Raw genomic sequence first — 26299 nt, 5'->3', positions numbered from 1 at the left:
TGTCACAAAAGAAAAGCGCCCGCGAGAGGAGCGCTTTCATCAGGCGTTGGCGGCTTTCTTGTCGACTTCGGAAGTGACCGAGAATTCCTTGCGCAAGGTCGGCTTGTGGATCTTGCCGGTGGCGTTGCGAGGTAACGCGTCGACGAAGCGGACCTGGCGTGGACATTTGAACCGCGCGAGATTCGCCGCGCAGTGTGCGAAGACATCGGCCTCGGTCAACCGCTGGCCGGGCTTGGCCGCGACGATGGCGAGGCCGACCTCGCCCCATTGCACATCGGGAATGCCGATCACGGCGGCTTCCGCGATGGCGTTGAGTTGGTGCAGGACGTTCTCCACTTCGGCCGGATAGACGTTCTCGCCCCCGGAGATGTACATGTCCTTCCAGCGGTCGACGATGTAGTAAAAGCCTTCCTCGTCGACGCGTGTCGCGTCTCCCGTGTGCAGCCAACCGTCGGTGAACGACGTTTTGTTCGCCTCCGGCCTGTTCCAGTAGCCGGGCGTGATGTTCGGTCCCTTGACCCAGAGTTCGCCGTGTTCGCCGACATCGGCGTCGCTGCCATCGGGCCGCACGATCCGCACTTCGGTGTGCAGCACCGGCTTGCCGGCCGACCCGGCCTTGCGCGCCGCATCCTCGCGGTCGAGCACCAGCACCGCCGGCGAGGTCTCGGTCATGCCGTAGCCCTGCTGGAGCGCGACGCCGCGCGCCTCCCACACCTTGAGCAGCGGCACCGGCATTGGTGCACCGCCGACACCGCCGACGATGAGCCTGCCGAGGTCGGTGGTCGCGAAGGCCGGATGCTGGGCCATAAACTGGTAGATCGCGGGCACGCCGAAGAACACGTTGATGCCCTGCGCGGGATCGTTGATCAGACCGAGCGCCGCGCCGGGATCGAAGGCGCGCATGATCATCACGGTGCCACCGGCATGCAGCACCGGGTTGGTGTAGCAGTTCAGTCCGCCGGTGTGGAACAGCGGCAGCACGGTGAGCAGCACCGAGGACGGCCCGATGCAGGCGGGGCCGCCGAGATTGACGCAATTCCAGAAGGTCATGCCATGGGTGATGGTGGCGCCCTTGGGATGACCCGTCGTGCCGGAGGTGTACATGATGGTCGAGACGTCATCGAGGGTCACCTCCTCGATTTTCTCGAGTGGCTTTGCGGCGGCGATGCCGGCCTCGTAAGTCCCGCCGGGGCCAAGCAGCAGGCTCGTCTCAATGCCGCAGAGCCTTGCCACGGCAAGCGCCGTTTCGGCGAGATCGGTGTCGTGGATCATCACCTTCGGGGCGCAATCTGCGGTGATGAACTGGAGTTCGGGAACGGTGAGCCGGGTGTTCAGCGGCACGAAGATCGCGCCCAGCCGGCCGCAGGCGAATTGCACCTCCAGCGTATCGGTCGCGTTCAGCGCCAGCACGGCGACCCGCTCGCCGCGCGAGACATTCAGCGTATGGCGCAGAAATGAAGCGAGACGAGAGATACGCGCATCGAGCTGCGCATAGCTGAAGCGGCGCCCGCTCGCGAGGTCGATCACCGCGATCTTGTTCGGCGTGCGGCGGCCATAATGGGCGATCCAGTCATAGTAACGAACGGCCAAGAATTCCTCCCTCGGCGGTTTGGTGCCGCCCGCGTCCCTATTGCCATGCACCATGCCCGGCATGGCCCTGGGGCCAGCCGGAGTTTGTGCACCACGCCTTTTTTTGATCCGGAGTTGGCGCGCGAGCGGTGAAAATCGTCTTGCGTTGAGTTGCTAGAGCGGGCGCTGCTCGGAAGCGGCCGCCGGCCAGCCACTCCGCGCAAGTGAGCCGCCAAGGTTCCGGCCATGGTGGACGAGACGAATCCGCCAGCGAGGCGAGAGTGCGATGATGAGCCCGTTCTATACCGTCGAGCATGACGCCTTTCGCGAGGTGATGCGTCGCTTTGTCGACAAGGAGATTGCGCCCTTCGCCCACGAGTGGGACGAGGCCGGCGAATTCCCGCGCGCGCTCTATCGCAAGGCGGCCGAGATCGGGCTCTTGGGACTCGGTTTCCCCGAGGAATATGGTGGGATCGCCGCCGACCAGTTCATGAAGATCCTCGCCAGCCAGGAGCTGGCGCGGGCTGGCGCCGGCGGCATCAGCGCCAGCTTGATGAGCCATACCATCGGTTCGCCGCCGATCGCGCGGGCCGCGCGCCCCGAGGTCAAGGCGCGCGTGCTGCCTCAGGTGCTCGCGGGGGAGAAAATCTCTGCCCTCGCGATCACCGAGCCGGGCGGCGGCTCTGATGTTGCGGGCCTCCGGACCAAGGCGCGGCGCGACGGCGATCACTACGTCGTGAGCGGCGAGAAAACCTTCATCACCTCGGGTATGCGTGCCGACTATCTGACCGTTGCGGTGCGCACCGGCGGCGAGGGCGCCGGCGGCGTCAGCCTGCTCCTGATCGAGGGGGATACGCCCGGCCTGTCGCGGACAAAGCTGAAGAAGATGGGTTGGTGGGCCTCTGACACCGCGACGCTGCATTTCGACGAGTGCCGCGTACCGGCGGAAAACCTGATCGGCGAGGAAGGCCATGGCTTCAAGATCATCATGCGGAATTTCAACAGCGAGCGCATGGGCATGGCGGCGGGCTGCACCGCGTTCGCGCGCGTCTGCCTCGACGAGGCGATCGCCTACGCCAAGGAGCGCAAGACCTTTGGCAAGCCGCTCGCGCAGCACCAGGTGATCCGCCACAAGATCGTCGACATGGCGCAGAAGGTCGCCGCTTCGCAAGCGATGCTTGAGATGCTGGCCTGGCGGCTGGAGCAGGGCGACAGCCCGGTCGCCGAAATCTGCATGATGAAGAACCAGGCGACCCAGACCATGGCATTCTGCGCCTCGGAGGCCGTGCAGATTTTTGGCGGCGCAGGCTTCATGCGCGGCATCAAGGCGGAGCGCATCTATCGTGAGGTCAAGGTCAACGCGATCGGCGGCGGCACCGAAGAGATCATGAAGGATCTGGCGTCGCGGCAGATGGGGTTGTGAAGGACGCCGTCTTTCCGGGGCGGCGCGTAGCGTCGAACCCGGAATCCATCGAGCCGCAGATGTCGCAGAAGAATGGATTCCGGGTTCGCGCTTCGCGCGTCCCGGAATGACAAAGGGAAAGAAATGCTGTTCACCGCCGACCACGACGAGATCCGCCGTTCCTTGCAAAAATTCATCGCCAACGAGATCAATCCTCATGTCGATGAATGGGAAAAAGCCGACATCTTCCCGGCGCACGCGCTGTTCAGGGAGATGGGCAGCCTCGGCTTTCTCGGGCTGAACAAGCCGGTCGAATTCGGCGGCTCCGGCCTCGACTATTCCTATGCGCTGATGATGGCGGAAGAACTCGGCGCCATCAATTGCGGCGGCGTGCCGATGGCCATCGGAGTGCAGACCGACATGGCGACGCCGGCGCTGGCGCGGTTCGGCTCCGATGAAGTGCGGCGCGAGTTTCTCAGCCCCTCGATCTCAGGCGATTACGTCGCCTGTATCGGCGTCTCCGAGCCCGGCGCAGGCTCCGATGTCGCATCGATCAAGACCAATGCGCGCGGGGACGGCGACGATTATGTCATCGATGGCGGCAAGATGTGGATTACCAACGGCACCCAGGCCGACTGGATCTGCCTGCTCGCCAATACCGGCGACGGACCCGTTCACCGCAACAAGTCGCTGATCTGCGTGCCCATGAAGACCAAGGGCGTCACCGTCGCGCGCAAGCTCGACAAGTTGGGCATGCGCTCCTCCGACACTGCGCAGATCTTCTTCGACAACGTCCGCGTGCCCAAGCGCAACCGGATCGGCGAGGAGGGCAAGGGCTTTACCTACCAGATGATCCAATTCCAGGAGGAGCGGCTCTGGGGTGCGGCGGCCTGCCTGAAGGCGCACGAATACATCATCAACGAGACCATCGAATACACCCGCAATCGCAAGGCCTTCGGGAAGTCGATCCTCGACAACCAGGTGGTCCACTTCAGGCTCGCGGAGATGCAGACCGAGGTCGAGCTGCTGCGCGCGCTGATTTACCGTGCCGCCGAGCAGCTGGTCGCCGGCGAGGATGTCACGAAACTGGCGACCATGGCCAAGCTGAAGGCCGGCCGGCTCGGGCGCGAACTCACCGACGCCTGCTTGCAATATTGGGGCGGAATGGGCTTTACCAACGAGACGCCGGTCAGTCGCGCCTATCGCGATAGTCGCCTGACATCGATTGGCGGTGGCGCCGACGAGGTCATGCTGATGGTCCTGTGCAAGATGATGGGCACGCTGCCCGGCAGCAAAGGAAGTTCCTGATGATCACGCTCTATCATTGCGACGCCGCGCGCTCGTTCCGTCCGCTCTGGATGCTGGAGGAGATGGGGCTGCCCTATGAATTGAAGATGCTGCCATTCCCGCCGCGGGTCTTCGCTAAGGAATACCTCGCGCTCAATCCGCTGGGCACGATTCCCTTCATGGTCGATGGCGAGACGAAAATGACCGAGTCCTCCGGCATCTGCCACTATCTCGGCACCAGGCATGGACCGACGCCACTGATGGTCGGACCCGAAGATCCCGCCTATGGCGCGTTCCTGAACTGGATGTATTTCAGCGACGCCACGTTAACCTTCCCGCAGACGCTGGTGCTCCGATACACCCAGCTCGAGCCGGAAGAGCGCCGCAATCCGCAGGTCGCCGGCGACTATGCCAAGTGGTTCTTGGGCCGCCTGCGCGCGGTCGAGGCAGCCACCGCAAATACCGAGGCCTTGTGCGCGGGCCGCTTCACTGCCGCCGACATCGTGATCGGCTACGCGCTCCGCCTCGCGGACAATATCGGGCTCGCCAAGGATTTTGGGCCAAATGTCGCAGCCTATTGGGCGCGCTTGCAGCAACGCGATGGCTTCAAGCGCGCGGTTGCTGCGGAGCAACAAGCCGGCGTCGAGCAGAACGTGGCAGCAAGAGTGAGGGCGTAATTATCGTCCTGGCGAAAGCCAGGACCCATTACCCCAAGGATTTGTTTGGCGACGACTCGCGGTTGTCGCCCTCGCGCTGCAATTTTCCCCTGGGGTAATGGGTCCTGGATCGGCGCTCCGCTCCGCTGCGCTTGTCCAGGACGACGATGTTGGCACGAGTTCCGGGTCGTCCACCACGCTCCCGGACTGCCGCTGTTTTGCGCTTCATGATAGCGCTATCCCGCCGTGACAGCGCCCAGATTTCCGCTAAGGTGACCTCCGTCCGCAGCGGCCAGAGAGCCGCGCGAGGAGGATCCCAATGGAAGATACCGGTCGCGAATCCGACCATTTGATGCTGATCACGCCGGAGCGGGTGTTCTATGCCGGCCTGCTCGGCCGCCCCCGCAAGCGAACGCCCGGCTGCTGCCATGTCTATGTCGCGGTGAAGGGCAGTCTGCATCTGACAATCGACGATGCCCTCGCCACCGGCGAGCTGTTCGTCACCCTGCCGAACCAGCGGCATTCCATTGCCAGTGACTACCGCACCGCGATCAGCGTGACGCTGGAGCCGGAGAGCATGCCCGATGGCGTGATCGAGATCCTGGCCGAGCGGCTCACCGGACCCGACAGGGCCGTCTTTGCCCGCAAGATCCTCGCCGCCTACGCGCTGCTGCGCCAGCGTCGCTACGGCGACATCACCACCGCCGAATTCGACGAGATGTGTTTTGGCGAAGCGCTGCCGCGCCGCGTGCTCGATCCCCGTGTGACGCGCGCGGTCGCCCGGATCGGCCGCTTCACGGGTGAGCCCTTGACGGCGGACACTTGTGCGGCGGACGCCGGACTCTCCGCTTCGCGTTTCCTGCATCTGTTCAAGGAAGAGACGGGTATCTCGTTCCGCTCCTTCCGCGCCTGGAAGCGTGCGCGTCACCTGCTGCACTTCGCCAACCAGGACCTCAACCTCGCCCATCTCGCGCAGGACATCGGCTATCCCGATTCCACCCATTTCAGCCACTCGATCCGCCGCTTCTACGGCCTGAAGCCGCGCGCGATCTTCGTCGGCTCGCGGGATCTTGCGATTTATCGCAGCACCGAGACGGTGAGGCTGGCGGAGGCGAGTTGATCGCTTCGTATGGTGGATTAGCCGAAGGCGTAATCCACCAATTCTGCCTCCGAGGAAGCTTAAGAGGTGGGTTACGCCTTCGGCTAACCCACCCTACGGCATCTCGTTTTCCAGCTTCTCCGCGCAAGAAGCCGCATGCCGCCCATCACATGATCGCAAACGTTGAACTATCAACGTGCGAGACATTCAAGGCATGAGCGACAAGGCTGTCATCACCTGCGCGCTGAACGGCGTGCTCACCGACCCGAAGCAGCACAACGTGCCTGTCACGCCCGAGCAGATGGCGCGCGAGGCCAAGGCTGCGTTCGATGCCGGCGCGTCCATCATGCACATCCATCTGCGCCAGCAGGCACCGGACAAGGGGCAACTGCCGTCCTGGGAGGTCAGCGTCAGCAAGGAGATCCAGCAGGCGATCCGCGAAGCCTGCCCCGGCGTGATCATCAACCACACCTCGGGCGTCTCCGGGCCGAACTACAGCGGTGCCCTGGATTGCATCCGCGAGACCAGGCCGGAGATCGCCGCCTGCAATGCCGGGTCGCTGAACTATCTGAAGGTGAAGGCCGACAATAGCTGGGCCTGGCCGCCGATGATGTTCGACAATGCGGTCGAGAAGGTGAAGGATTACCTCGACGTCATGAACGCGGTCGGCACCATCCCCGAATTCGAATGTTTTGACGTCGGTATCGTCCGCTGTGTCGGCATGTACCGCCAGGTCGGCATGTACAAGGGCCCGCTCGAATATAATTTCGTGATGGGCGTCGCCTCCGGCATGCCGTCGGATCCCGATCTGTTGCCGATCCTGATCAAGCTGAAGCGTCCCGAAGGGCATTTTCAGGTCACCGCGATCGGCCGCGAAGAGATCTGGCCGCTGCACCAGCGCTGCGCCGAACTCGGCGGTCATCTGCGCACCGGTCTCGAAGATGCCTTCTATCTCGCCGACGGCAAGAAGGTGACGTCGAACGGCCAGCTGATCGAAGCCATCGCCGCCTGCGCCCGCCGTGCGGGCCGCGAGATCGCGAGCCCGGCGGAAGCGCGGAAGATTTTTGGGACGAATAGGTAAATTATCGCCTCAACCGTCATTGTGAGCGAAGCGAAGCAATCCAGAATCTCTCCGTGGATGCAGTCTGGATTGCTTCGTCGCTTCGCTCCTCGCAATGACGAGCAGGATTGAGTTATGTCCATTCTCGAAAACACCATTTCCCCCGGCAGCACCGCCTATCGCGCCAACCGCGACGGCATGCTCGGCCTGATCGACCGCATGCGCGCGCTGGAGGAGCGCACGCGTGCGGCGTCGGCCGCGGCGAAAGATCGCTTCCACAAGCGCGGCCAGCTGTTGCCGCGCGAGCGCGTCGCGCTGGTGCTCGATCCCGGCGCGCCCTTCATCGAGCTGTCCACGCTCGCCGGCTACATGTTCGACGTCTCGGATCCGGACAAAAGCGTGCCCGGCGGCGGCGTCATCGCCGGCATCGGCTTCGTCTCGGGCATCCGCTGCATGGTCAGCGCCAACGATTCCGGCATCGATGCCGGCGCGCTTCAACCTTACGGCCTGGACAAGACGCTGCGGGTGCAGGAGCTCGCGCTGGAGAACAAGCTGCCCTACGTCCAGCTGGTTGAGAGCGCAGGCGCCAATCTCCTGCGCTACCGCGTCGAAGACTTTGTCCGTGGCGGCAACATCTTTCGCAACCTCGCGCGGCTTTCGGCGGCCGGGCTGCCCGTCGTCACCGTGACGCATGGCTCTTCGACCGCCGGCGGCGCCTATCAGACCGGCCTGTCGGATTACATCGTCATGGTCCGTGGCCGCACCCGCGCCTTCCTCGCCGGGCCGCCGCTGCTAAAGGCCGCCACCGGCGAGATTGCGACCGAGGAGGAGCTTGGCGGCGCCGAGATGCACACGCAGGTTTCCGGTCTCGGCGATTATCTTGCCGAGGACGACCGCGACGCCCTGCGCATCGCGCGCGAGATCATGGCGGCGCTGGAATGGGAGCGGCCGGACAAGGGAGCCGCGCAATACAAGCCGCCGCGCTACGACCCGGACGAGCTGCTCGGCATCATGCCGATGGACCACAAGCGCTCCGTGGACATGAAGCAGGTCATCGCGCGCATCGTGGATGATTCCGACTTTACCGAGATGGCGCCGAACTACGGCCCGGCCACCGTCTGCGGCCATGCCCGCATCGAGGGCCAGGCGATCGGCATCGTCACCAACAACGGCCCGCTCGATCCGGCGGGTGCCAACAAGGCGACGCATTTCATCCAGGCCTGCTGCCAGACCCGCACGCCACTCCTCTATCTGAACAACACCACCGGCTACATGGTCGGCAAATCCTACGAAGAAGCCGGCATGATCAAGCACGGCTCCAAGATGATCCAGGCGGTGACGTCGGCGACGGTGCCGCAGATCACCATCTATTGCGGGGCTTCGTTCGGCGCCGGCAATTACGGCATGTGCGGGCGCGGCTTCCATCCGCGCTTCTGCTTCTCCTGGCCCAACGCCAAGACCGCCGTGATGGGCGGTGAGCAGGCCGCCGAGACCATGGCGATCGTCACCGAAGCCGCCGCAGCCCGCCGCGGCAAGCCGGTCGAAAAAGAAAAGCTCGATGCGATGAAGGCGCAGATCATCGGCGTGTTCGACGGCCAGATGGACGTGTTCTCGACCAGCGCGCGCGTGCTCGACGACGGCGTGATCGATCCGCGCGACACCCGCGCGGTGCTGTCGGAAGTGCTCGCCATCTGCCGCGAGGGCGACGCGCGCACACCCCAACGCATGCAGTTTTCGGTGGCTCGCCCATGAGGAACGGTTCAACGCAGCACCGGCCGTTCTTCAAGGTCCTGATCGCCAATCGCGGCGAGATCGCGCTGCGGGTGATGCGCAGCGCGCGGCGGCTCGGCCTCGGCGTCGTCGCGGCCTATTCGGATGCGGATAGCAATGCGCTTCATGTGCAACAGGCCGATCAGGCCGTACGCATTGGCGAGCCGCTGCCGGCGCAGTCCTATCTCAACATTCCCGCGATCGTTGCGGCCGCAAAGGCCAGCGGCGCGGATGCCGTTCATCCCGGCTATGGCTTCCTCGCCGAGAACGAGGAGTTTGCGCAGGCCTGCAAGGATGCCGGGCTCGTCTTCATCGGCCCCTCGCCGCAGGCGATCGAGGCGATGGGTAACAAGGCCGGTGCCAAGGAGATCATGAAAAAGGCCGGCGTCCCCGTCGTGCCCGGCTATCAGGGCGCAGACCAGGGCGACGAGGTGATGCTCGTGGAGGCCAAGAAGATCGGCTTCCCCGTGATGATCAAGGCGGTCGCCGGCGGCGGCGGGCGCGGGATGCGGCTCGTGGCGGATGCCAATTCGTTCCCCGACGCACTGCGGAGCGCGCGGTCCGAGGCGAAGGCGGCGTTTGGCGATCCGACGGTGATCCTCGAACGCGCCATCCAGAATCCCCGTCACATCGAAATTCAGGTGTTCGGCGACAGCCATGGCAATGCCATCCATCTTGGCGAGCGCGACTGCTCGGTGCAGCGGCGGCACCAGAAGTTGATCGAGGAGGCGCCATCGCCCGCAGTGACGCCGGAACTGCGCGGAAAGATGGGCGAGGTCGCGGTCGCCGCGGTGAAGGCGCTGCGCTACGAGGGCGCCGGCACGCTGGAGTTTCTGCTCGACGCGAGCGGCGAATTCTATTTCATGGAAATGAATACGCGCCTCCAGGTCGAGCATCCCGTGACCGAGGCCATCACCGGGCTCGACCTCGTCGAGCTGCAGCTGCGGGTCGCGCGCGGCGAGCCGTTGTCGGTCAAGCAGCAAGACATTCACTTCACAGGCCACGCCATCGAGGTGCGGCTGTGCTCCGAGGATGCCGCGCATGATTTCATGCCGCAGTCCGGGCGCATGGCGCGCTGGCAGGTGCCTGACGGCATTCGCGTCGAGCACGCGCTGCAATCGGGCTCCGAGATTCCGCCGTTCTACGATTCCATGATCGCCAAGGTCATCGGCCATGGCGCGACACGCGAGGAGGCGAGGGCGCGCCTGATCGTCGGCCTGGAGCAGCTCACCGCTTTCGGCGTCACCACCAATCAGGCCTTCCTGATGGCATGCCTGCGTCATTCCGGCTTCGCCAAAGGCGAGGCGACCACGGCGTTCATTGGCGCGCACCGCGACGAGTTGCTGGCGCCGCGCGCGGACGCCGTATTCGATATCGCTTTGGCCGGCCTGCTGCTCTACGTCACGAACCCGCAGGCACCGGCGTGGCGCCGCGGACGGAGCCTCGCGGCAACGTTCCCGCTACCGGCGAAGATCGAGATCGCAGGCCATGGGTATGAGCTCGAACTCTGGCGCGAACGCGATGGCAGCTACATTGTTGGCAGCGACGGCCGGCAGGACAAGTTCGAGATCGACCAGCTCGATTTCGACGTGATCCGCTTCCGCCATGACGGCGTGACGGACAGCGCGAAATTCCTGCGCGACGGCGACCGGCTGTACGTCCAGCGCCGCGGGATCCCGGTCGCTGCCGCCGATCTCACGCTCGCCGCGCCAAAGGCGGCCGCGAGCAACGGCGACGGCAAGGTCCGTGCCGCCATGAACGGCCGCGTCGTTGCCGTCCTGGTCAAGCCGGGCGACCGCGTCACCGCCGGTCAGCCGGTGCTGACGCTGGAAGCCATGAAGATGGAGCACGTCCACAAGGCCGGCATCGATGGCGTCGTCGCCGCGATCGACGTCGCCGAAGGCGAGCAGGTCACGACGGGGAAGATTGTCGCCGAAATCGGGGCTGGGTAGAGCGGCAAATGTAGCTATCGTAGGGTGGGCAAAGGCGCGCAGCGCCGTGCCCACCATCGTGCGGCGATTGCGATTGAATGGTGGGCACGCTTCGCTTTGCCCACCCTACGGCATCGCATTTGGTCGCCCCGTCCCTTCGTTGAGCAAGCACGCCACCCGGTGCCCGTCACCGGCATCCACCAACACCGGCCGCTCTATCCTGCATCGCTCCATCGCAAACCGGCAGCGGGTGTGAAACGCGCATCCCGGCGGCGGATTGACCGGGCTTGGCACGTCGCCGTCGACCAGCGGCACGAGCTTTTTGGCGAGGGGGTTGGCGACCGGCACCGAGGCGAGCAGGGCCTGTGTGTAGGGATGCCGCGGATTGCGGAACAGCTCGTCTTTGTCTGCAATCTCGACGATGCGACCGAGATACATCACGGCGACGCGGTGGCTGATATGGGCGACCACGGCGAGGTCGTGCGCGATGAAAAGATAGGAGAAACCGTGCTGCCGTTGCAGATCGATCAGGAGGTTGATCACCTGCGCCTGGATCGAGACGTCGAGCGCGGAGACCGGCTCGTCGCAGACGATCAGGCGAGGCCCGAGCGCCAGCGCGCGGGCGATGCAGATGCGCTGGCGCTGGCCGCCGGAGAATTGGTGCGGAAAATTGCGCATCTGGTCGGGCCGCAAGCCGACCTGCTCGAACAGCTTTGCGGTACGCGCCTCCAGTGCCTTGCCGGTCGCAAGGCCATGCACAGCCAATGGCTCGCCGACGATGTCGCCTGCGGTCATGCGCGGGTTGAGCGAGGCGAACGGATCCTGGAATACGATCTGCATCGAACGGCGGTGCGGCCGCAGCGCGGACTTGGAGAGATGGGTGATGTCTTCGCCCTCGAGCCGGATCTGGCCTGAGGTCGGCTCCACTAGCCGCAGCACGCTGCGAGCCACCGTCGATTTGCCGCAGCCGGATTCGCCGACGAGGCCCAGCGTCTCGCCGACCCCAACCGAGAACGAGACGCCGTCGACCGCATGCACTGTGCCGATTTGTCGGCGCAACACGCCGGCGCGCACCGGATAGTGCTTCTTGAGATCGGTGACTTCGAGCAGCACCTCGGTCATGCGACCTCCGCAATCTCGGCCGCGCGCCAGCAGGCGGCGAGATGGCCGCCGCCCCAATCGATGAGCGGCGGATATTCGGCTTCACAGCGCTTGATCGCGAGCTTGCAGCGCGGCGCGAAGGCGCAACCCTTTGGCAGCCGCACCAGCGACGGGACCGTGCCGGGAATTTCGTTCAGCCGCGCCGGCGCGACGACGCCCGGCGCCGGCACCGTCGGGATCGACGCCATCAATCCGCGCGTGTAGGGATGTTTCGGCGCGGCGAACAGCGCCTCGACGCTCGCTTCCTCGACCTTCCGGCCCGCATACATGACGATGACCCGTTGCGCGGTCTGCGCGACGACACCGAGATCATGCGTGATCAGCACGAGCCCGGTTCCGAGTTCTTTCTGAAGGTCCAGGATCAGCGCCAGGATCTGCGCCTGGATGGTGACATCGAGCGCAGTCGTGGGCTCGTCCGCGATCAGCAGCGCCGGCCGGCACGCCAGCGCCATGGCAATCATGGCGCGCTGGCGCATACCGCCGGACAGCTGATGCGGATATTCCCGCGCGCGCCGCGCCGGCTCGGGGATCCGCACCAGGCGCAGCATCTCGACTGCGACATCCTGAGCCTCTCGCTTCGACATCTTCCGGTGCAGCCGCACGGCCTCGACGATCTGGTCGCCGATCCGCATCACCGGATTGAGCGAGGTCATCGGCTCCTGGAAGATCATGGAGATGCGGTTGCCCCTGACGGCGCGCATCTCTGCTTCGTCCAGCGTCAGAAGATCGGTGCCTTCGAGCGTGACGGAGCCGCCGACGATGCGGCCGGGCGGATCCGGCACCAGCCGCATCAGCGACAGCGCAGTGACGCTCTTGCCGCAGCCGGATTCGCCGACGATCGCCAGCGTCTCGCCGCGCTTCACCGTGAAGGAAACATCGTCGACGGCCTGGAAGAGACCGGAGTTGGTGAAGAACACCGTCTTCAGGTTCTTCACCTCGAGCACGAGATCGGATTTATCAGCCATCAGCCGCGCTGCCGGGGATCGAGGATGTCGCGCAAGGCGTCGCCGAACAGATTGGCGCCGAACACCGCGAGGCTGATGGCGATGCCCGGGAAGATCACCAGCCAGGGCGCCGTGCGGACATATTCGGCGGCCGATTCAGAGAGCATGCGGCCCCAGGACGGGTACGGCTCGGGAATGCCGAGGCCGAGGAAGGAGAGGGAGGCTTCGGTGAGGATGGTCGAGCCGAGCTGGGCGGTCGCAAGCACGATCAGCGGCGCCAGCGTGTTCGGCAGCACGTGGCGGAGCGCAATGCGTACCTCGCTCATGCCGATCGACTTGGCGGCCTCGATGAATGGCAGCTCGCGCAGCGCCAGCGTGTTGGCGCGGATGACGCGCGAGACGGTCGGGATCAGCGGAATGGCGATCGCAATGATGACGTTCGGCAAGGATGGCCCAAGCGCTGCGGTCATGATCAGGGCGAGCACCAGAAGCGGCAGCGCCTGGAGAACGTCGGACACACGCTGGAATACGAGATCGACCCAGCCGGAGAGATAGCCGGAGGTCAATCCGACGATCACTCCGATGCTGCCGCCGAGCGCCGTCGAGCCGATGCCGACGGCGAGCGAGATCCGCGCGCCATGAATGATGCGGCTGAAGACATCGCGGCCGAATGCGTCCGTGCCCATCCAGTAGGCCGGGCTTGGACGCGCCAATGCCCTGGCGGCGTCGATCGTCAGCGGATCGTAACGCGCGATGAAGTCGGCGAATATCGCGGTGAACACGAACAGGGTCATGATGACGAGCCCGGCTGCACCCAGCACATGCCGCTGCGCCAAAAACAGCACGCGGCGCCAGCCGACGGTCGCGTGCGCCCCGGCGCGCCTCAGTTCAACGTCATAGTCGATCGCAGCCAACAATCTCTCCTAATCCGTGTACCGGATACGCGGGTCGAACACGGCGTAGAGCATGTCGACGATGAAATTCGCGCTCACCACGACGATGGCAATCAGCATCACCAGGTTCTGCACGATCGGATAATCGCGCCAGCGTATAGCCTCGACCAGGAAGCGGGCGACGCCGGGGATGTTAAACACGGTCTCCGTCACGATAAGGCCACCGATCAGGAACGCTGCCTCGATGCCGATCACGGTGATGACGGGCAAAATCGCGTTCTTGAGCGCATGCTGATAGTTCACGGCGGCATCCGATGCGCCCTTGGCACGCGCGGTGCGGATATAGTCCTGCCGCAGCACCTCCAGCATCGAGGATCGCGTGATCCGCATGGTCAGTGCCGCGCTACGGAAGCCGACGGCGGCGGCGGGCACGGCATAGGTTGCGAAGGCTTCCAGCCATGTCGCCGGATTCGGGTTGAAGATCGGCATCTGGTTGAACATCGCCACCGAGGCGGTGAGGATGAGCAGGCCGAGCCAGAACGAAGGCAGCGACAATCCGCTCAGGCTCACCACACGCAACGCGTAATCGAGCCTCGTTCCCTGTTTCACCGCGCTGATCACGCCCAGGGGAATGCCGATCGACGCCGAGAACAACAGCGCCAGGCCGGCGAGCCGTGCGGTGATCGGAATCCGTGGCAGGATTTCCTGAAGCGCCGGCTTCTCCGAGACATAGGAGTAGCCGAAATCGCCGCGCAGAAAACCGCTGATCCAGTGCCAATATTGCACCACCAGTGGCTGGTCGATGCCGAGCTCTTTCTCCAGATTGGCCTTGTCGGCGGGATCGACATAGCCGGCCGCGGCAAACAGGATGTCGACGATATTCCCGGGAACGATACGCAGCAGGAAGAAGATGACGACCGAGATCCCGAACAGGGTCACGAGCATCAGAAACAGGCGCCGCACCAGATAGGCAAACATCCCGCGCCCTCCTGTCGAGCCGCTAGTCGTCAGTCTTGCGCGCTACTTGTCGAGCCAGACGTCCTCGTAGCGAAAGCCGTTATAGGAGCTGTTCGACATGATCGTCACGCCCTGGACATAAGGCTGCCAGCAGGTGCCGGCCCGCGCATGGAAGATGATCGGGCGGGCGACATCCTCCTGCAGCTTCTTGTCGATGTCCCAGACCAGTTGCTTGCGCTTGCCGACGTCGATCTCCTGCGATTGCAGGTCGAACAGCATCTCGATCTCCTTGTTGCAATAATTGGTGTAGTTCCGCTCCGAGCCGCAGGAATAGTTTTCGTAGAAAGACTGGTCGGGATCGTCGACGGAATTGCCGGTCAAGTTGAGGCCGAGCATGTAATCCTTGCGTGCAACCTTCGGGAACCAGTTCGCGGTTTCCACGACGTCGAGCTCGCCGTCGATATAGATGCTCTTGAGCTGGTCGATCAGGATCACCGCGGGATCGCGATATTCCGCGAGATTGCGCGTCGAGACCTTCACCGCCAAGTGCTTGTCGGGACCGTAGCCCGCCTTCTGCATCAGCTTCCTGGCCTCATCCCGGCTCGCATTCACGTTCGGGCCATAGCCTGGAATGGTCTCCAGCTTGTCCTTGGGCATGCCCCAGATGCCCTGCGGCGGCGGCAGCATAGTGCCACCGATATCGGCCTGGCCTTCGAACAGGATGTCGACGAAGGCCTTGCGGTCGAGCGCCATCGCCATGGCCCGGCGGATGTCGATGTTGTCGAACGGCGGGGACGCCGAATTGACGATGATGTTGGTCGAAACGTTGGTCGGCTCGACGACGCAGAGGGCGTTCGGCGCCTGCGACTTGATGTCCTTGAGGAGCGGGATCGTGATGTGCGTCGGGAAGGTCATGTCGAACTTGCCGGCGACGAAGGCGAGGATCGCGGTGGAGCGGTTCGTGATGATCGTGTACTCGATGCCGTCGAGATAGGGCAGGCCCTTCTTCCAATAGTCCGTGTTTCGCGTCAGCTTGATCGATTCATTGGCCTTGAACTCGACGAATCTGAACGGGCCGGTTCCGACCGGATGGGTGCGCATCTCCGCCGGCGAGACGTGACAGGGATAGATCGGCGTATAGCCGGATGCGAGCATCGCCAGCAGCGAAGGCTGCGGCCGCTTCAGATCGAAGGAGACCTCGAAATCACCGTTCGGCGTGACATCGTTAACCTCGCTGTACCAGGCTTTGCGCGGATTCTGCCGCAGCTTTTGTTGCGATTTGCCCATCAGGAGATCGAAGGTGCATTTGACGTCGGCCGACGTGAACGGCTTGCCGTCATGCCACTTGACGCCCTGGCGCAGTTTGAAGGTCAGCTTCTTGTTGTCGCCGCTCCAGGACCAGCTCTCGGCCAGCTCTGGCCTCAGGGTATCAGGGCTATTCTGCGCAATGTGCTGGTCGTAGATGACGAGATTGTTGAACACTCCCATGAAGGGCACGTTGATCGAATATGTCGCGCCCTCCAGGATGGACGCATTGGCCGGGCTGTCGCGGTGATACATCCGCAGGATCCCGCCCTGCTTTGGTTCGCCGGCCGATGCGATCGTCGAAAACGCCAGCAAAGACAGCGCCGCCGTCGCGGCGAGCGCCCGTACGCTCCGCATCCTCGTCCTCCCTGGACTTAGTCTTTTCGGCCTTTTGGCCTGTTTGTCAGGACGATAGCGACGCAGGCGCGGTGAGGCAACCGGCAAGGACGGAGGGCCTCTCGGCAATTCGGATGACGGCGGGCGCACGAGCGGTTCTCTCACAAATTGTGAGAAGTGCCTCCGGCGTCGTCCTGGCGAACGCCAGGACCCATTACCCCAGGGAGGTGTTTGGCGAAGATTGGTCGCTCCGGATTGCTACCTTCTTCAGTTGTGAGATCACGCGGTATGGGTCCTGGCTTTCGCCAGGACGACAGCTGCGACTTCACACAATCCGCGACGCCTTGTTCCCCCAATACCGGTCCCGCAGCAGCCGCTTGTACAGCTTCCCCGTCGGCAGCCGCGGCAACTCCTTCTCGAAATCGACCGAGCGCGGCACCTTCTGCCGTGACAGCGACGCCCCGCAGAACGCGATCAGCTCTTCGACGAGCGCCTCGTCCGGCACGACGCCGGGCATCGGCTGCACCACCGCCTTCACCTCTTCACCGAGATCGGGATTGGGCACGCCGAACACCGCGGCGTCCGCGACCTTCGGATGGGTGATCAGCAGATTTTCGCATTCCTGCGGATAGATGTTCACGCCGCCGGAGATGATCATGAAAGTCGCGCGGTCGGTGAGGTACAGGAACCGATCGGCATCGACATAGCCGACGTCGCCAACCGTGCTCATGCTGCCGTCGGCCGAGCGCGCTTCCTTGGTCTTCTCCGGGTCGTTGAAATATTCGAACGGTGAGGCCGTCTTGAACCAGACCTGACCCGGCGTGCCTGTCGGGCATGGCTTCATGTTTTCGTCGAGAATATGGAGGTCGCCGAGCAGCACCTTGCCGACGGTGCCGCGATGGGCCAGCCATTCCGCGCTGTCGCAGGCGGTGAAGCCAAGGCCTTCGGTCGCACCGTAATATTCGTGGATGATCGGTCCCCACCATGTGATCATGTCGTCCTTCACCAGCGCCGGGCAGGGCGCGGCGGCATGGATCGCGATCTCGAGCGAGGAGAGGTCGTAGCGCGTGCGCACCTCCTCCGGCAGCTTCAGCATGCGCGAGAACATCGTCGGCACCAGCTGCGTGTGAGTGATACCCCATTGCTCGACGAGCTGGAGGTAACGCTCGGGATCGTAATTCTCCATGATGATCGCGGTGCCGCCCATCCGGATTGTCAGGTTGACCGCGGCCTGCGGCGCGGAGTGATAGAGCGGCGCCGGCGACAGATAGACCATGCCCTCGCGATAGTGCCAAAGCTTGGTCAGGAAATCGAACAGCGGCAGATTGTGCTTCGGTGGCTCCTCCGGCAGCGGCCGCAAAATGCCTTTCGGCCGTCCCGTTGTGCCCGATGAATAGAGCATCGCGGTACCCAGACATTCATCTGCAATCGGCGTCGTCGGCAGATCGGCCGTGACCTCGGCGAGGCCGACGATACGGTCACTCTCGCCGGGGCCGTCGGCGACGACGCAGAGCTTGATATCGGGGCAGGCCTTGATCGCCTCCCGTGCGATGTCGAGCTTCGCCATCGACGTGATCAGGATCTTCGACTGGCTGTTGACGAGGAGATAGGCGAGCTCGCCCGGCGTCAGGAAGGAGTTGATGCAGGTGTAGTACAGCCCGGAGCGCTCGCCGGCGCCGCAGGCTTCGAGATAGCGCGAATTGTTCTCCATGAAGATCGAGTAGTGGTCGAGCCGCTTCAAGCCGTGCCTGCGGAACAGATGCGCCAGACGATTGCTGCGCGCCTCCAACTCGCGATAGGTGACGGCCTCGCCGCTCGCCGCCATGATGAAGGCGGGCTGGAGCGGACGCAGGCGGGCATGCTGACCTGGATACATCGGTCCTCCGGCTTTAGATCATGCGGCAAGAAGCAGGATTTCGCGCACCTGCGCGGGACCGTCGATCTTGCGCGGGTTGCGCGGCACCCAGGGTGTGCGCATCGCCTGTTCGGCGATGGCGTCGAAATGCTCCGGCGTGACGCGTACATCGGCGAGGCTGCGCGGCATGCCGAGCGAGCGGATGAAGGCATCGAGCACGTCGGCCGCCTTGTGACCCGGAAAGCCCATTGCGGCCGCCACGATCATCTGGCGCTCGGCATTGTCGGGCGCATTCCAGCGCATCACGGCCGGCAGCATGATGCAGGAGGTGTAGCCATGCGGCACGTCGAAGGCCGCGCCCAGCACGTAGCCGATGCCGTGGCTTGCGCCCATCGGCACGCCGGCGGCGAGGGCGCCCATCGACAGCCAGGTGCCGATCTGCGCATCCATGCGCGCATCGAGGTCAGCAGGGTCAGCCTTCACCCGTGGCAGCGCGTCGGCGAGCATCGCGAGGCCCTTGACCGACTGCGCGTCGGCATAGGGATGCGTCTCCGGCGAGCAGATCGCCTCGACGCAATGGTCGATGGCGCGGATGCCGGTCGAGAGGAACAGCCATTCCGGCGTGTGCACGGTGATGGCGGGGTCGAGAATGGTCGCGCGCGGCACCGTCAGCGGATGGCGCAGCATCTGCTTCACGTGCGTGCTGCGGTCGGTGACGCCAGCGATCGCGCTGAACTCGCCGCCGGCGATCGTGGTCGGCACGCTGATCTGGCGCACGACAGGCGCCGTCATTTCCGGCGCGACGCCCTTGTGCACGCGGATGCGCTCGATGCCGTCGACATCGTCGATGCCGTTGGCGAGGCAGAGCTGCACCGCCTTGGCGCCGTCGGTGATCGAGCCGCCGCCCACGGTGACGATCAGGTCGGCGCCGGCCTCGCGCGCCGCATTGGTGGCGGCGATTACCGCCTCCCGCGGGGTGTGCGCCGGCATGGCATCGAAGACGCCCGCGCAACGTGCGCCCAGGGCTTGTGTGATCTTCGCGATTTCGTCGGTCTGCCGGTTCAGCGTGCCCGACACCATCAGGAAGGCACGGCGCGTCCCCAGCCGGTCCATCTGGGCGACCACGGCCTCGGCCGCGGGGTGGCCGAACACGACTTCCTCGATCGCGCCGTAAACGACACGTCCCTGATGCACGTCTGTCCTCCCCGGACAATTCGTCTTGTTTTTGTGGGGGTAGTCTAACCGCGCTGGCGGCATTCGTCATGCGCGAAGACGCTGTCGCTCTCTCCTCTCCCTCTCCCGCTTGCGGGGGAGGGCTGGGGTGGGGGTGTCTCCGCGTCGGGATTGTCGAGAATTGCGGAGGATGTCCCTGCGTGGTGAGAGCCCTCACCCGCCGCGCGCGGGACGATGCTGCGCATCGCCCGGGGCGCGTCGGCCCCTCCCGCAAGCGGGAGAGGGGAGCAAGCCCGCGCTCCTCGTGAAATCCATATGCGATTGCCTTGCGGTTTACCGGGAGAGGCAAACAAGCCCTGTCAACCCGTCATCCGGCCAGGGCATTCCTCCGAGCATTGCCCGCGCTTTGGTCTTGAAGAGTTCATGATTGAAACCCATCTTGTGGCGCCCGCGGGTACGGGCGTACCCTGCTATTACCGCGGTTTTTATGCGAGGACCTGGGATGACTGGACCGGACGGAAGCGAGCAATTTGTCAAAACGCACGATTTCGTTTCGCCTCGGCCTTACGCCATGGTCGGCCTTCTCGCCGCGGCCTTTGCGCTCACCGGCTGCGGCCAGCCGGCCTCGCAAGCGAGTGCTCCCCCGCCAGCGCCGGTGACCGTCGCCCAGCCGGTCAAGCGCACCGTCACCGATTGGGACGAATTCACCGGCCGCTTCGAGGCGGTCGAGGAGGTGCAGGTCCGCCCGCGCGTCGGCGGCTTCGTCAACTCCGTCGAATTCCAGGACGGCGCCATCGTGCATCAGGGCGATCTGCTCTACGTCATCGACCCGCGTCCATTCGAGGCGGTGGCCGAGCAGGCAGACGGCCAGCTCTCCGATGCGCGCGCCAAGGTGGAGCTTGCCAAGCGCGAGCTCGACCGCGGCCTCAATTTGGTGCAGACCAGCGCGGTCTCCGAGCAGGCCGTCGACCAGCGACGCCAGGCCTTACAGGCCGCGCACGCCGCGGAGACGCAGGCCGCTGGCGCGCTGAAGGCCGCGCGGCTCAACATCGAATTCACCCATGTGACCGCGCCGCTCACCGGCCGCGTCAGCCGCCATCTCGTCAGCCCCGGCAATCTGGTGCAAGGCAGCGATACCGGCTCCTCGACGCTGCTCACCTCGATCGTCGCGCTCGATCCGATCTACGTCTATTTCGACATGGATGAGGCAACCTTCATCAAATACAGCAAGCTGTGGTTCGAAGGTAAGCGCCCGAGCTCGCGCGACACGGCGAACCCGGTGCAGGTGACGCTGGCCGGCGAGAGCAAGCCGTCGCATGAGGGTACCATCAACTTCCTCGACAACCGCCTCGACGTCTCCACCGGCACGCTACGCAGCCGCGCCGTGGTCAAGAACACCGATCTTTCGATCCTGCCCGGTCAGTTCGGGCGCATCAGACTGATCGGCAGCGCGCCCTATGAGGCGCTGCTGATCCCCGACGTCGCGGTCGCAACCGACCAGTCCCGCAAGATCGTGTTCGTGGTCAAGCCGGACGACACCGTCGAGGCGCGTCCCGTGACGCTCGGGCCGCTCGACGAGGGCCTGCGCGTGATCCGCGAGGGATTGAAGGCGGACGACCGCGTCATCGTCAACGGCATCCAGCGCGCCCGCGTCGGTGCCAAGGTCGCTCCGCAGACGGCACCAGCGCCCGCCGGTGGCAAATCATGAATCTTGGCCGTCTCTCCATCAACCAGCCCATCCTGGCCATGGTGCTGTCGATCGTGCTGCTGATCGTCGGCGCGCTCGCCTACACCACGCTGCCGGTCTCCGAATATCCGCAAGTGGTGCCGCCGACCGTCGTGGTCACTACGCAATATCCCGGCGCCTCCGCGCAGACCGTGTCCGACACCGTTGCCGCTCCGATCGAGCAGCAGATCAACGGCGTCGAGGACATGCTGTATCTCTACAGCCAGGCGACCTCGAACGGCCAGCTCACCATCACCGTCACTTTCAAGCTCGGCACCGACCTCGACAAGGCCCAGGTGCTGGTGCAGAACCGCGTCGCGATCGCGCAGCCGCAACTGCCGGACGAAGTGCAGCGCAACGGCGTCGTCACCCGCAAGAACTCGCCCGACATCCTGATGGTCGTGTTCATGCTGTCGCCCGACGACACGTTCGACCAGCTCTACATTTCCAACTATGCGCTGCTCCAGGTTCGCGACCAGCTGCTGCGGATCGACGGTGTCGGCGACATCCAGATTTTCGGCGCGCGCGATTATTCGATGCGGCTTTGGCTCGACCCTGACCGGATCGCCAATCTCGGCCTGACTTCGGCCGAAGTGCTCGCCGCGATCCGCGCGCAGAACGTGCAGATCGCGGGCGGCCAAATCGCCGAACCGCCGATCGCCGACCGCGCCTTCCAGCCGAACCTCACCTTCACAGGGCGTTTGAAAGACCAGAAGCAGTTCGAGGACATCCTGATCAAGGCCGGCTCCGACGGCCGCACGGTACGCCTGCGCGACGTCGCCCGTATCGAGCTCGGTGCTCTCGCGTACTCCACCAACAGCTTCCTGCTGCGCAAATCGGCGGTCGCGATGCTGGTGACGCAGCGGCCGGGATCGAATGCGCTCGCGACCGCGAAGAACATTTCGGACACGATGGCGAAGCTGAAGGAGACCTTCCCGAAAGGCCTCGACTTCAATATCGGCTACAACCCGACCGAGTTCATCGCGCAGTCCGTCCATGAGCTGATCAAGACCATCTACGAGGCCATGTTGCTCGTGGTCATCGTGGTTCTGGTGTTCCTGCAAGGATGGCGGCCCGCGATCATCCCGATCATCGCGATCCCGGTGTCGCTGGTCGGCACCTTCGCGGTGATGGCGGCGCTCGGCTTCTCCATCAACAATCTCACGCTGTTCGGTCTCGTTCTCGCTGTCGGTATCGTGGTCGACGACGCGATCGTGGTGGTCGAGAATGTGGAGCGGCATCTCGAGCACGGCATGAGCCGGCGCGACGCCGCGCTGAAGACCATGGAGGAGGTCGGCGGCGCATTGGTGTCGATCGCGCTGGTGCTCTGCGCGGTGTTCGTCCCGACGGCGTTTCTGGGCGGAATTTCCGGTCAGTTCTTCCAGCAATTCGCCGTCACCATTGCGGTCGCAACCGCAATCTCCTGCTTCTGCTCATTGACGCTGTCGCCGGCGCTGGCCTCGCTTCTTCTCGTTCCGCACGAGGAGAAGCGGCCGCCAGCGCGCTGGAATTTTCTCGCACGCGGCTGGAACGCTTTCACGGGCGTGTTTAACCGCGTGTTCGACCGTCTCGCGCATGGCTACGCCGGCCTCGCCAATTTCGTGATCCGGCACTCGGCGGTGATGATCCTGATCTACGTCGTGCTGATCGGCAGCGCCGGCTGGCTGATCGGGACCACGTCGCAAGGCTTTATTCCGGCGCAGGACCGCGGCTACGTCATCATCTCCGTGCAATTGCCGGGCGCGGCGTCGCTGGCACGCACCACCGAGGTCGTGCGCGAGATCGAGCGGATCTCGCTGGATACGCCGGGTATCATCCGCGTTGCCGCTTTCGCCGGCTTCTCCGGCGCGACGCGCACGCAGGCAGGCAATGCAGCGGCGCTGTTCCCTGTTTTCGACGAGCCAGAGGCGCGGATCAAGAAGGGGCTGACTGCGAACGCCATCACGGCCGAGCTGCGCAAGCGGCTCGCTGCAATCCAGGGCGCGTTCATCATTGTCATTCCGCCTCCGGCCGTGCCCGGCATCGGCACCGGCGGCGGCTTCACCATCCGCATCCAGGACCGCCAGGGACGCGGGCCGGAGCTGCTCGCCGCGGCCACCGACGAGCTGGTCGCCGCGGCGCGCAAATCGCCGTCGCTGCTCGCTCCCACGGTGTTCTCGCCGTTCTCGGCCAACACGCCGCAGCTCTTCGTCGACATCGACCGCACCAAAGCGCAGAAGCTCGGCGTTCCCATCGCCAACATCAACGACACGATCCAGACCTATTTCGGATCGACCTATGTCAACGACTTCAACCTGTTCGGCCGCACCTACCACGTCACCGCACAGGCCGACTTCCCGTTCCGGAAAGAGCCGAGCGATCTTGCGCGGCTGCGGACGCGCAACGCCTCCGGGGACATGGTCATGCTCGGCAGCGTGGTCGACTTCAAGGATGTTTCCGGCCCTGACCGCGTCGCGCGCTACAATCTCTATGCAGCATCCGAGCTCCAGGGCGAGCCAGCCCCGGGTACCAGCTCGACCACTGCGCTCAACGCGATAAAGAAGCTCGCCGACGACACCTTGCCGAGCGGCTTTACCTTCGAATGGACCGATCTGTCCTATCAGCAGATCACCGGCGGCAATGCGGGACTGCTGGTGTTCCCGATCTGCGTGCTGTTCGTCTATCTCGTGCTCGCCGCGCAATATGGCAGCTGGACCTTGCCGTTCGCGGTGATCCTGATCGTGCCGATGTGCCTGCTGGCCGCCACCATCGGCGTGCGCATCATGGGGCAGGACGTCAACATCCTCACCCAGATCGGCTTTGTCGTGCTGGTGGGCTTGGCGGCGAAGAACGCGATCCTGATCGTGGAGTTCGCCCGCGACATCGAGAATGAAGGCAAGCCGCGGCTGGAGGCCGTGATCGACGCCTGCCGCCTGCGCTTGCGGCCGATCCTGATGACGTCCTTCGCTTTCATCCTCGGCGTGCTGCCGCTGGTGATCTCGTCCGGCTCCGGCTCGGAGATGCGGCAGGCCGTCGGCGTCGCCGTGTTCTTCGGCATGATCGGCGTCACCTTGTTCGGGCTGTTGTTCACGCCGATCTTCTACGTCGTGGTGCGGAACCTGGCCGAGGGGAAGAACGAGGGCAAGCCGAAGGCGGTGGGCTGATTCCTCTCCATGTCGTCCTGGCGAAAGCCAGGACCCATTACCCCCAGGGAGTGGTTGCTGTGCGAGCTGCTCACTCCGAGACTTCGCCAAACTGCTCCCTGGGGTAATGGGTCCTGGATCAGCGCTCGCTCCGCTCGCTTGTCCAGGACGACGGCAATTCATCAAAAATGGCCGCGCCCATACTAACGGCCTAGGCCGAAATGGATGGGCAGGCGCGGGGTTCTTCACTAGTATCCGCGCGATTTCAAAACAGAAAACTGCTGGGAGCTAACACATGAAATCAGCCCTTTTGGCCGTTGTCGCAATTTCGGCTTTGCTGCTGACCGCGCCGGCCTCTGCGCAAGGCGTCAAGATCGGTATCCTCAACGACCAGTCCGGCGTCTACGCCGATTACGGCGGCAAATGGTCGGTCGAAGCCGCCAGGATGGCGATCGAGGATTTCGGCGGCGAGGTGCTCGGCCAGAAGATCGAACTCGTCACCGCCGACCACCAGAACAAGCCGGATCTCGCGACCTCGATCGCGCGGCGCTGGTACGATGTCGAGAACGTCGACATGATCACGGAGCTGACGACCTCATCGGTCGCGCTCGCGATCCACGAGCTCTCCAAGGAAAAGAAGAAGATCGACATCGTCGTCGGCGCTGCGACCTCGCGTCTCACCGGCGATGCCTGCCAGCCCTACGGTTTCCACTGGGCCTATGATACCCGCGCGCTCGGTGTCGGCACCGGCGGCTCGCTGACCAAGGCCGGCGGCGACACCTGGTTCTTCCTCACCGCGGATTACGCCTTCGGCTACGCGCTGGAAAAGGACACCAGCGAGATCGTCGCCGCCAATGGCGGCAAGGTGCTCGGTTCGGTGCGCGTGCCGCTCAACTCCTCGGACTTCTCCTCCTTCCTGCTCCAGGCGCAGAGCTCGAAGGCGAAGATCGTCGGCCTCGCCAATGCCGGCCTCGACACCACCAACTCGATCAAGCAGGCGTCCGAGTTCGGCATCGTCTCCGGTGGCCAGAAGCTCGCGGGCCTCTTGATGACGCTCGCCGAAGTGAACGGTCTCGGCTTGCAGGCCGCGCAAGGCCTGGTGCTGACCGAGGGCTATTACTGGGATATCAATGACCGTACCCGCCATCTCGGCGAACGCTTTCTCAAGCGCACCGGCCGGATGCCGAACATGATCCAGGCCGGGACCTATTCGGCGACGCTGAGCTATCTCAAGGCGGTCAAGGCCGCCGGCACCAAGGATCCGGATGCAGTCGCCAAGAAGCTGAAGGAGCTGCCGGTCGACGACGATTTCGCGCAAGGTGGCAAGGTGCTCGAGAACGGCCGCATGGTCCACGACATGTATCTGTTCGAGGTCAAGAAGCCCTCCGAATCGAAGAAGCCCTGGGACTATTACAAGCAGCTCGCGGTCGTTCCCGGCGAGAAGGCGTTCTTCACTGCCAAGGAGAGCGGCTGTCCGCTGACGAAGTAGGATGACGGCGGCTTAAAAAGCGCGATGTCGTCCTGGCGAAAGCCAGGACCCATTACCCCGATAGCGACTTGTTGAAACAAGCTGTCGCCACCATCATGCCCATAGCCGCGCCCGTGGCTATGGGTCCTGGCCTTCGCCAGGACGACGGCGGGGCAAGTGGCCGCATGTCGGCTACCTCACACCAGCCGCAGCACCGCCGCTCCCAGCGCCCCGGCCCACAGCGCAATGGCCGCGATGCCCTGAATAAAAAATCCCGGGCCGCGTTTTGCTGCGGCCTTCGAATAGCCGATGAAGTAGACGATGCGGCCGGCGATCCAGACCGCGCCGATCGCCGCTGCACCGGCATCATTGATGTAAATCGCGAACAGCCAGAGCGACGGCAGGAAGATCGGCATCCATTCCAGCGTGTTCATCTGGATCCGGAACGCGCGCTCGAAATCCGCATGGCCCGACATCGCCGGCGCCTTGACGCCGGTTTTGGTGCGCGAGCGCGACACGTTGATGGTGATGAAGAAGTAGAACAGGATCGTCAGCAGCGTGACGAGGGCAGTGAGGTGATACATG

The 26299-nt window shown here is 64.3% G+C and carries 19 protein-coding genes; 10 read left to right on the top strand and 9 right to left on the bottom strand.

Annotated features, from left to right (window positions below; translation table 11 throughout):
• Nucleotides 1-39: 39 nt before the first annotated feature.
• Nucleotides 40-1590 (bottom strand): acyl-CoA synthetase, encoded by a 1551-nt coding sequence (locus tag AC0L30_RS13795; protein ID WP_035995350.1) that lies wholly within the window; start codon nucleotides 1588-1590, stop codon nucleotides 40-42.
• A 265-nt stretch (nucleotides 1591-1855) separates the two neighbouring features.
• On the opposite strand from AC0L30_RS13795, the gene AC0L30_RS13790 reads away from it, so the two are divergent.
• The 7 genes from AC0L30_RS13790 to AC0L30_RS13760 all read left to right on the top strand — a co-directional run bounded on the left by AC0L30_RS13790 (nucleotide 1856) and on the right by AC0L30_RS13760 (nucleotide 10795).
• Nucleotides 1856-2992: an acyl-CoA dehydrogenase family protein gene (locus AC0L30_RS13790; protein WP_007598053.1), complete on the top strand. Its 1137-nt coding sequence runs from the start codon at nucleotides 1856-1858 to the stop codon at nucleotides 2990-2992.
• Between the two features lie 123 nt (nucleotides 2993-3115).
• Nucleotides 3116-4279 (top strand): acyl-CoA dehydrogenase family protein, encoded by a 1164-nt coding sequence (locus AC0L30_RS13785; RefSeq protein ID WP_473404477.1) that lies wholly within the window; start codon nucleotides 3116-3118, stop codon nucleotides 4277-4279.
• Entirely contained in the window at nucleotides 4279-4935 is a 657-nt protein-coding gene (locus tag AC0L30_RS13780; protein ID WP_007598049.1) for a glutathione S-transferase family protein, read from the top strand. Before AC0L30_RS13785 ends, AC0L30_RS13780 begins: the two co-directional genes overlap by 1 nt.
• A gap of 298 nt (nucleotides 4936-5233) precedes the next feature.
• On the top strand, nucleotides 5234-6034 hold the full coding sequence (locus AC0L30_RS13775; RefSeq protein ID WP_473404476.1) for a helix-turn-helix domain-containing protein: 801 nt from the start codon (nucleotides 5234-5236) through the stop codon (nucleotides 6032-6034).
• A gap of 193 nt (nucleotides 6035-6227) precedes the next feature.
• The gene (locus AC0L30_RS13770; protein ID WP_007598046.1) at nucleotides 6228-7094 is read left to right on the top strand and encodes a beta-keto acid cleavage family enzyme; all 867 of its coding nucleotides are present in this window, start codon (nucleotides 6228-6230) and stop codon (nucleotides 7092-7094) included.
• Between the two features lie 114 nt (nucleotides 7095-7208).
• Nucleotides 7209-8825 (top strand): acyl-CoA carboxylase subunit beta, encoded by a 1617-nt coding sequence (locus AC0L30_RS13765; RefSeq protein WP_473404475.1) that lies wholly within the window; start codon nucleotides 7209-7211, stop codon nucleotides 8823-8825.
• Nucleotides 8822-10795: an acetyl/propionyl/methylcrotonyl-CoA carboxylase subunit alpha gene (locus AC0L30_RS13760; protein ID WP_473404474.1), complete on the top strand. Its 1974-nt coding sequence runs from the start codon at nucleotides 8822-8824 to the stop codon at nucleotides 10793-10795. The genes AC0L30_RS13765 and AC0L30_RS13760 overlap by 4 nt, the downstream gene beginning before the upstream one ends.
• Nucleotides 10796-10900: 105 nt before the next feature.
• Here the strand turns inward: AC0L30_RS13760 and AC0L30_RS13755 are convergent, their stop codons facing one another.
• The 7 genes from AC0L30_RS13755 to AC0L30_RS13725 form a co-directional block, all read right to left on the bottom strand.
• Nucleotides 10901-11896: an ABC transporter ATP-binding protein gene (locus AC0L30_RS13755; protein ID WP_473404473.1), complete on the bottom strand. Its 996-nt coding sequence runs from the start codon at nucleotides 11894-11896 to the stop codon at nucleotides 10901-10903.
• On the bottom strand, nucleotides 11893-12900 hold the full coding sequence (locus AC0L30_RS13750; protein ID WP_007598042.1) for an ABC transporter ATP-binding protein: 1008 nt from the start codon (nucleotides 12898-12900) through the stop codon (nucleotides 11893-11895). Before AC0L30_RS13750 ends, AC0L30_RS13755 begins: the two co-directional genes overlap by 4 nt.
• Nucleotides 12900-13793 carry an ABC transporter permease gene (locus tag AC0L30_RS13745; RefSeq protein ID WP_473404472.1) on the bottom strand — a complete coding sequence of 298 codons (894 nt, stop codon included), beginning with the start codon at nucleotides 13791-13793 and terminating at the stop codon, nucleotides 12900-12902. The genes AC0L30_RS13750 and AC0L30_RS13745 overlap by 1 nt, the downstream gene beginning before the upstream one ends.
• Before the next feature lie 9 nt (nucleotides 13794-13802).
• Nucleotides 13803-14750, bottom strand: a complete 948-nt coding sequence (locus tag AC0L30_RS13740; RefSeq protein WP_354127061.1) for an ABC transporter permease — start codon at nucleotides 14748-14750, stop codon at nucleotides 13803-13805.
• Between the two features lie 42 nt (nucleotides 14751-14792).
• Nucleotides 14793-16391: an ABC transporter substrate-binding protein gene (locus tag AC0L30_RS13735; RefSeq protein WP_473404471.1), complete on the bottom strand. Its 1599-nt coding sequence runs from the start codon at nucleotides 16389-16391 to the stop codon at nucleotides 14793-14795.
• A 304-nt stretch (nucleotides 16392-16695) separates the two neighbouring features.
• Nucleotides 16696-18246, bottom strand: coding sequence for an AMP-binding protein (locus AC0L30_RS13730; protein WP_473404470.1), 1551 nt, complete (start codon nucleotides 18244-18246; stop codon nucleotides 16696-16698).
• 18 nt (nucleotides 18247-18264) lie between these two features.
• On the bottom strand, nucleotides 18265-19419 hold the full coding sequence (locus AC0L30_RS13725) for an iron-containing alcohol dehydrogenase (protein WP_219679626.1): 1155 nt from the start codon (nucleotides 19417-19419) through the stop codon (nucleotides 18265-18267).
• Between the two features lie 481 nt (nucleotides 19420-19900).
• Here AC0L30_RS13725 and AC0L30_RS13720 point away from each other — a divergent pair, with 481 nt between their 5' ends.
• From AC0L30_RS13720 to AC0L30_RS13710, 3 genes are all read left to right on the top strand, one after another.
• Nucleotides 19901-21106 (top strand): efflux RND transporter periplasmic adaptor subunit, encoded by a 1206-nt coding sequence (locus tag AC0L30_RS13720; RefSeq protein ID WP_354127058.1) that lies wholly within the window; start codon nucleotides 19901-19903, stop codon nucleotides 21104-21106.
• A complete protein-coding gene (locus AC0L30_RS13715) occupies nucleotides 21103-24267 on the top strand; it encodes an efflux RND transporter permease subunit (RefSeq protein ID WP_007598035.1) in 3165 nt (1054 codons plus the stop codon). Before AC0L30_RS13720 ends, AC0L30_RS13715 begins: the two co-directional genes overlap by 4 nt.
• A gap of 274 nt (nucleotides 24268-24541) precedes the next feature.
• Nucleotides 24542-25735 carry an ABC transporter substrate-binding protein gene (locus AC0L30_RS13710; RefSeq protein ID WP_219685503.1) on the top strand — a complete coding sequence of 398 codons (1194 nt, stop codon included), beginning with the start codon at nucleotides 24542-24544 and terminating at the stop codon, nucleotides 25733-25735.
• Between the two features lie 176 nt (nucleotides 25736-25911).
• Here AC0L30_RS13710 and AC0L30_RS13705 read toward each other — a convergent pair whose 3' ends face one another.
• Nucleotides 25912-26298: an MAPEG family protein gene (locus tag AC0L30_RS13705; protein ID WP_354166908.1), complete on the bottom strand. Its 387-nt coding sequence runs from the start codon at nucleotides 26296-26298 to the stop codon at nucleotides 25912-25914.
• Nucleotide 26299 lies beyond the last annotated feature (1 nt).

The sequence above is a fragment of the Bradyrhizobium sp. MI1.11 genome (assembly GCF_055811255.1).
The sequence above is the reverse complement of the archived record's forward strand: the minus strand, read 5'-3'. Positions and strand labels throughout refer to the sequence as shown.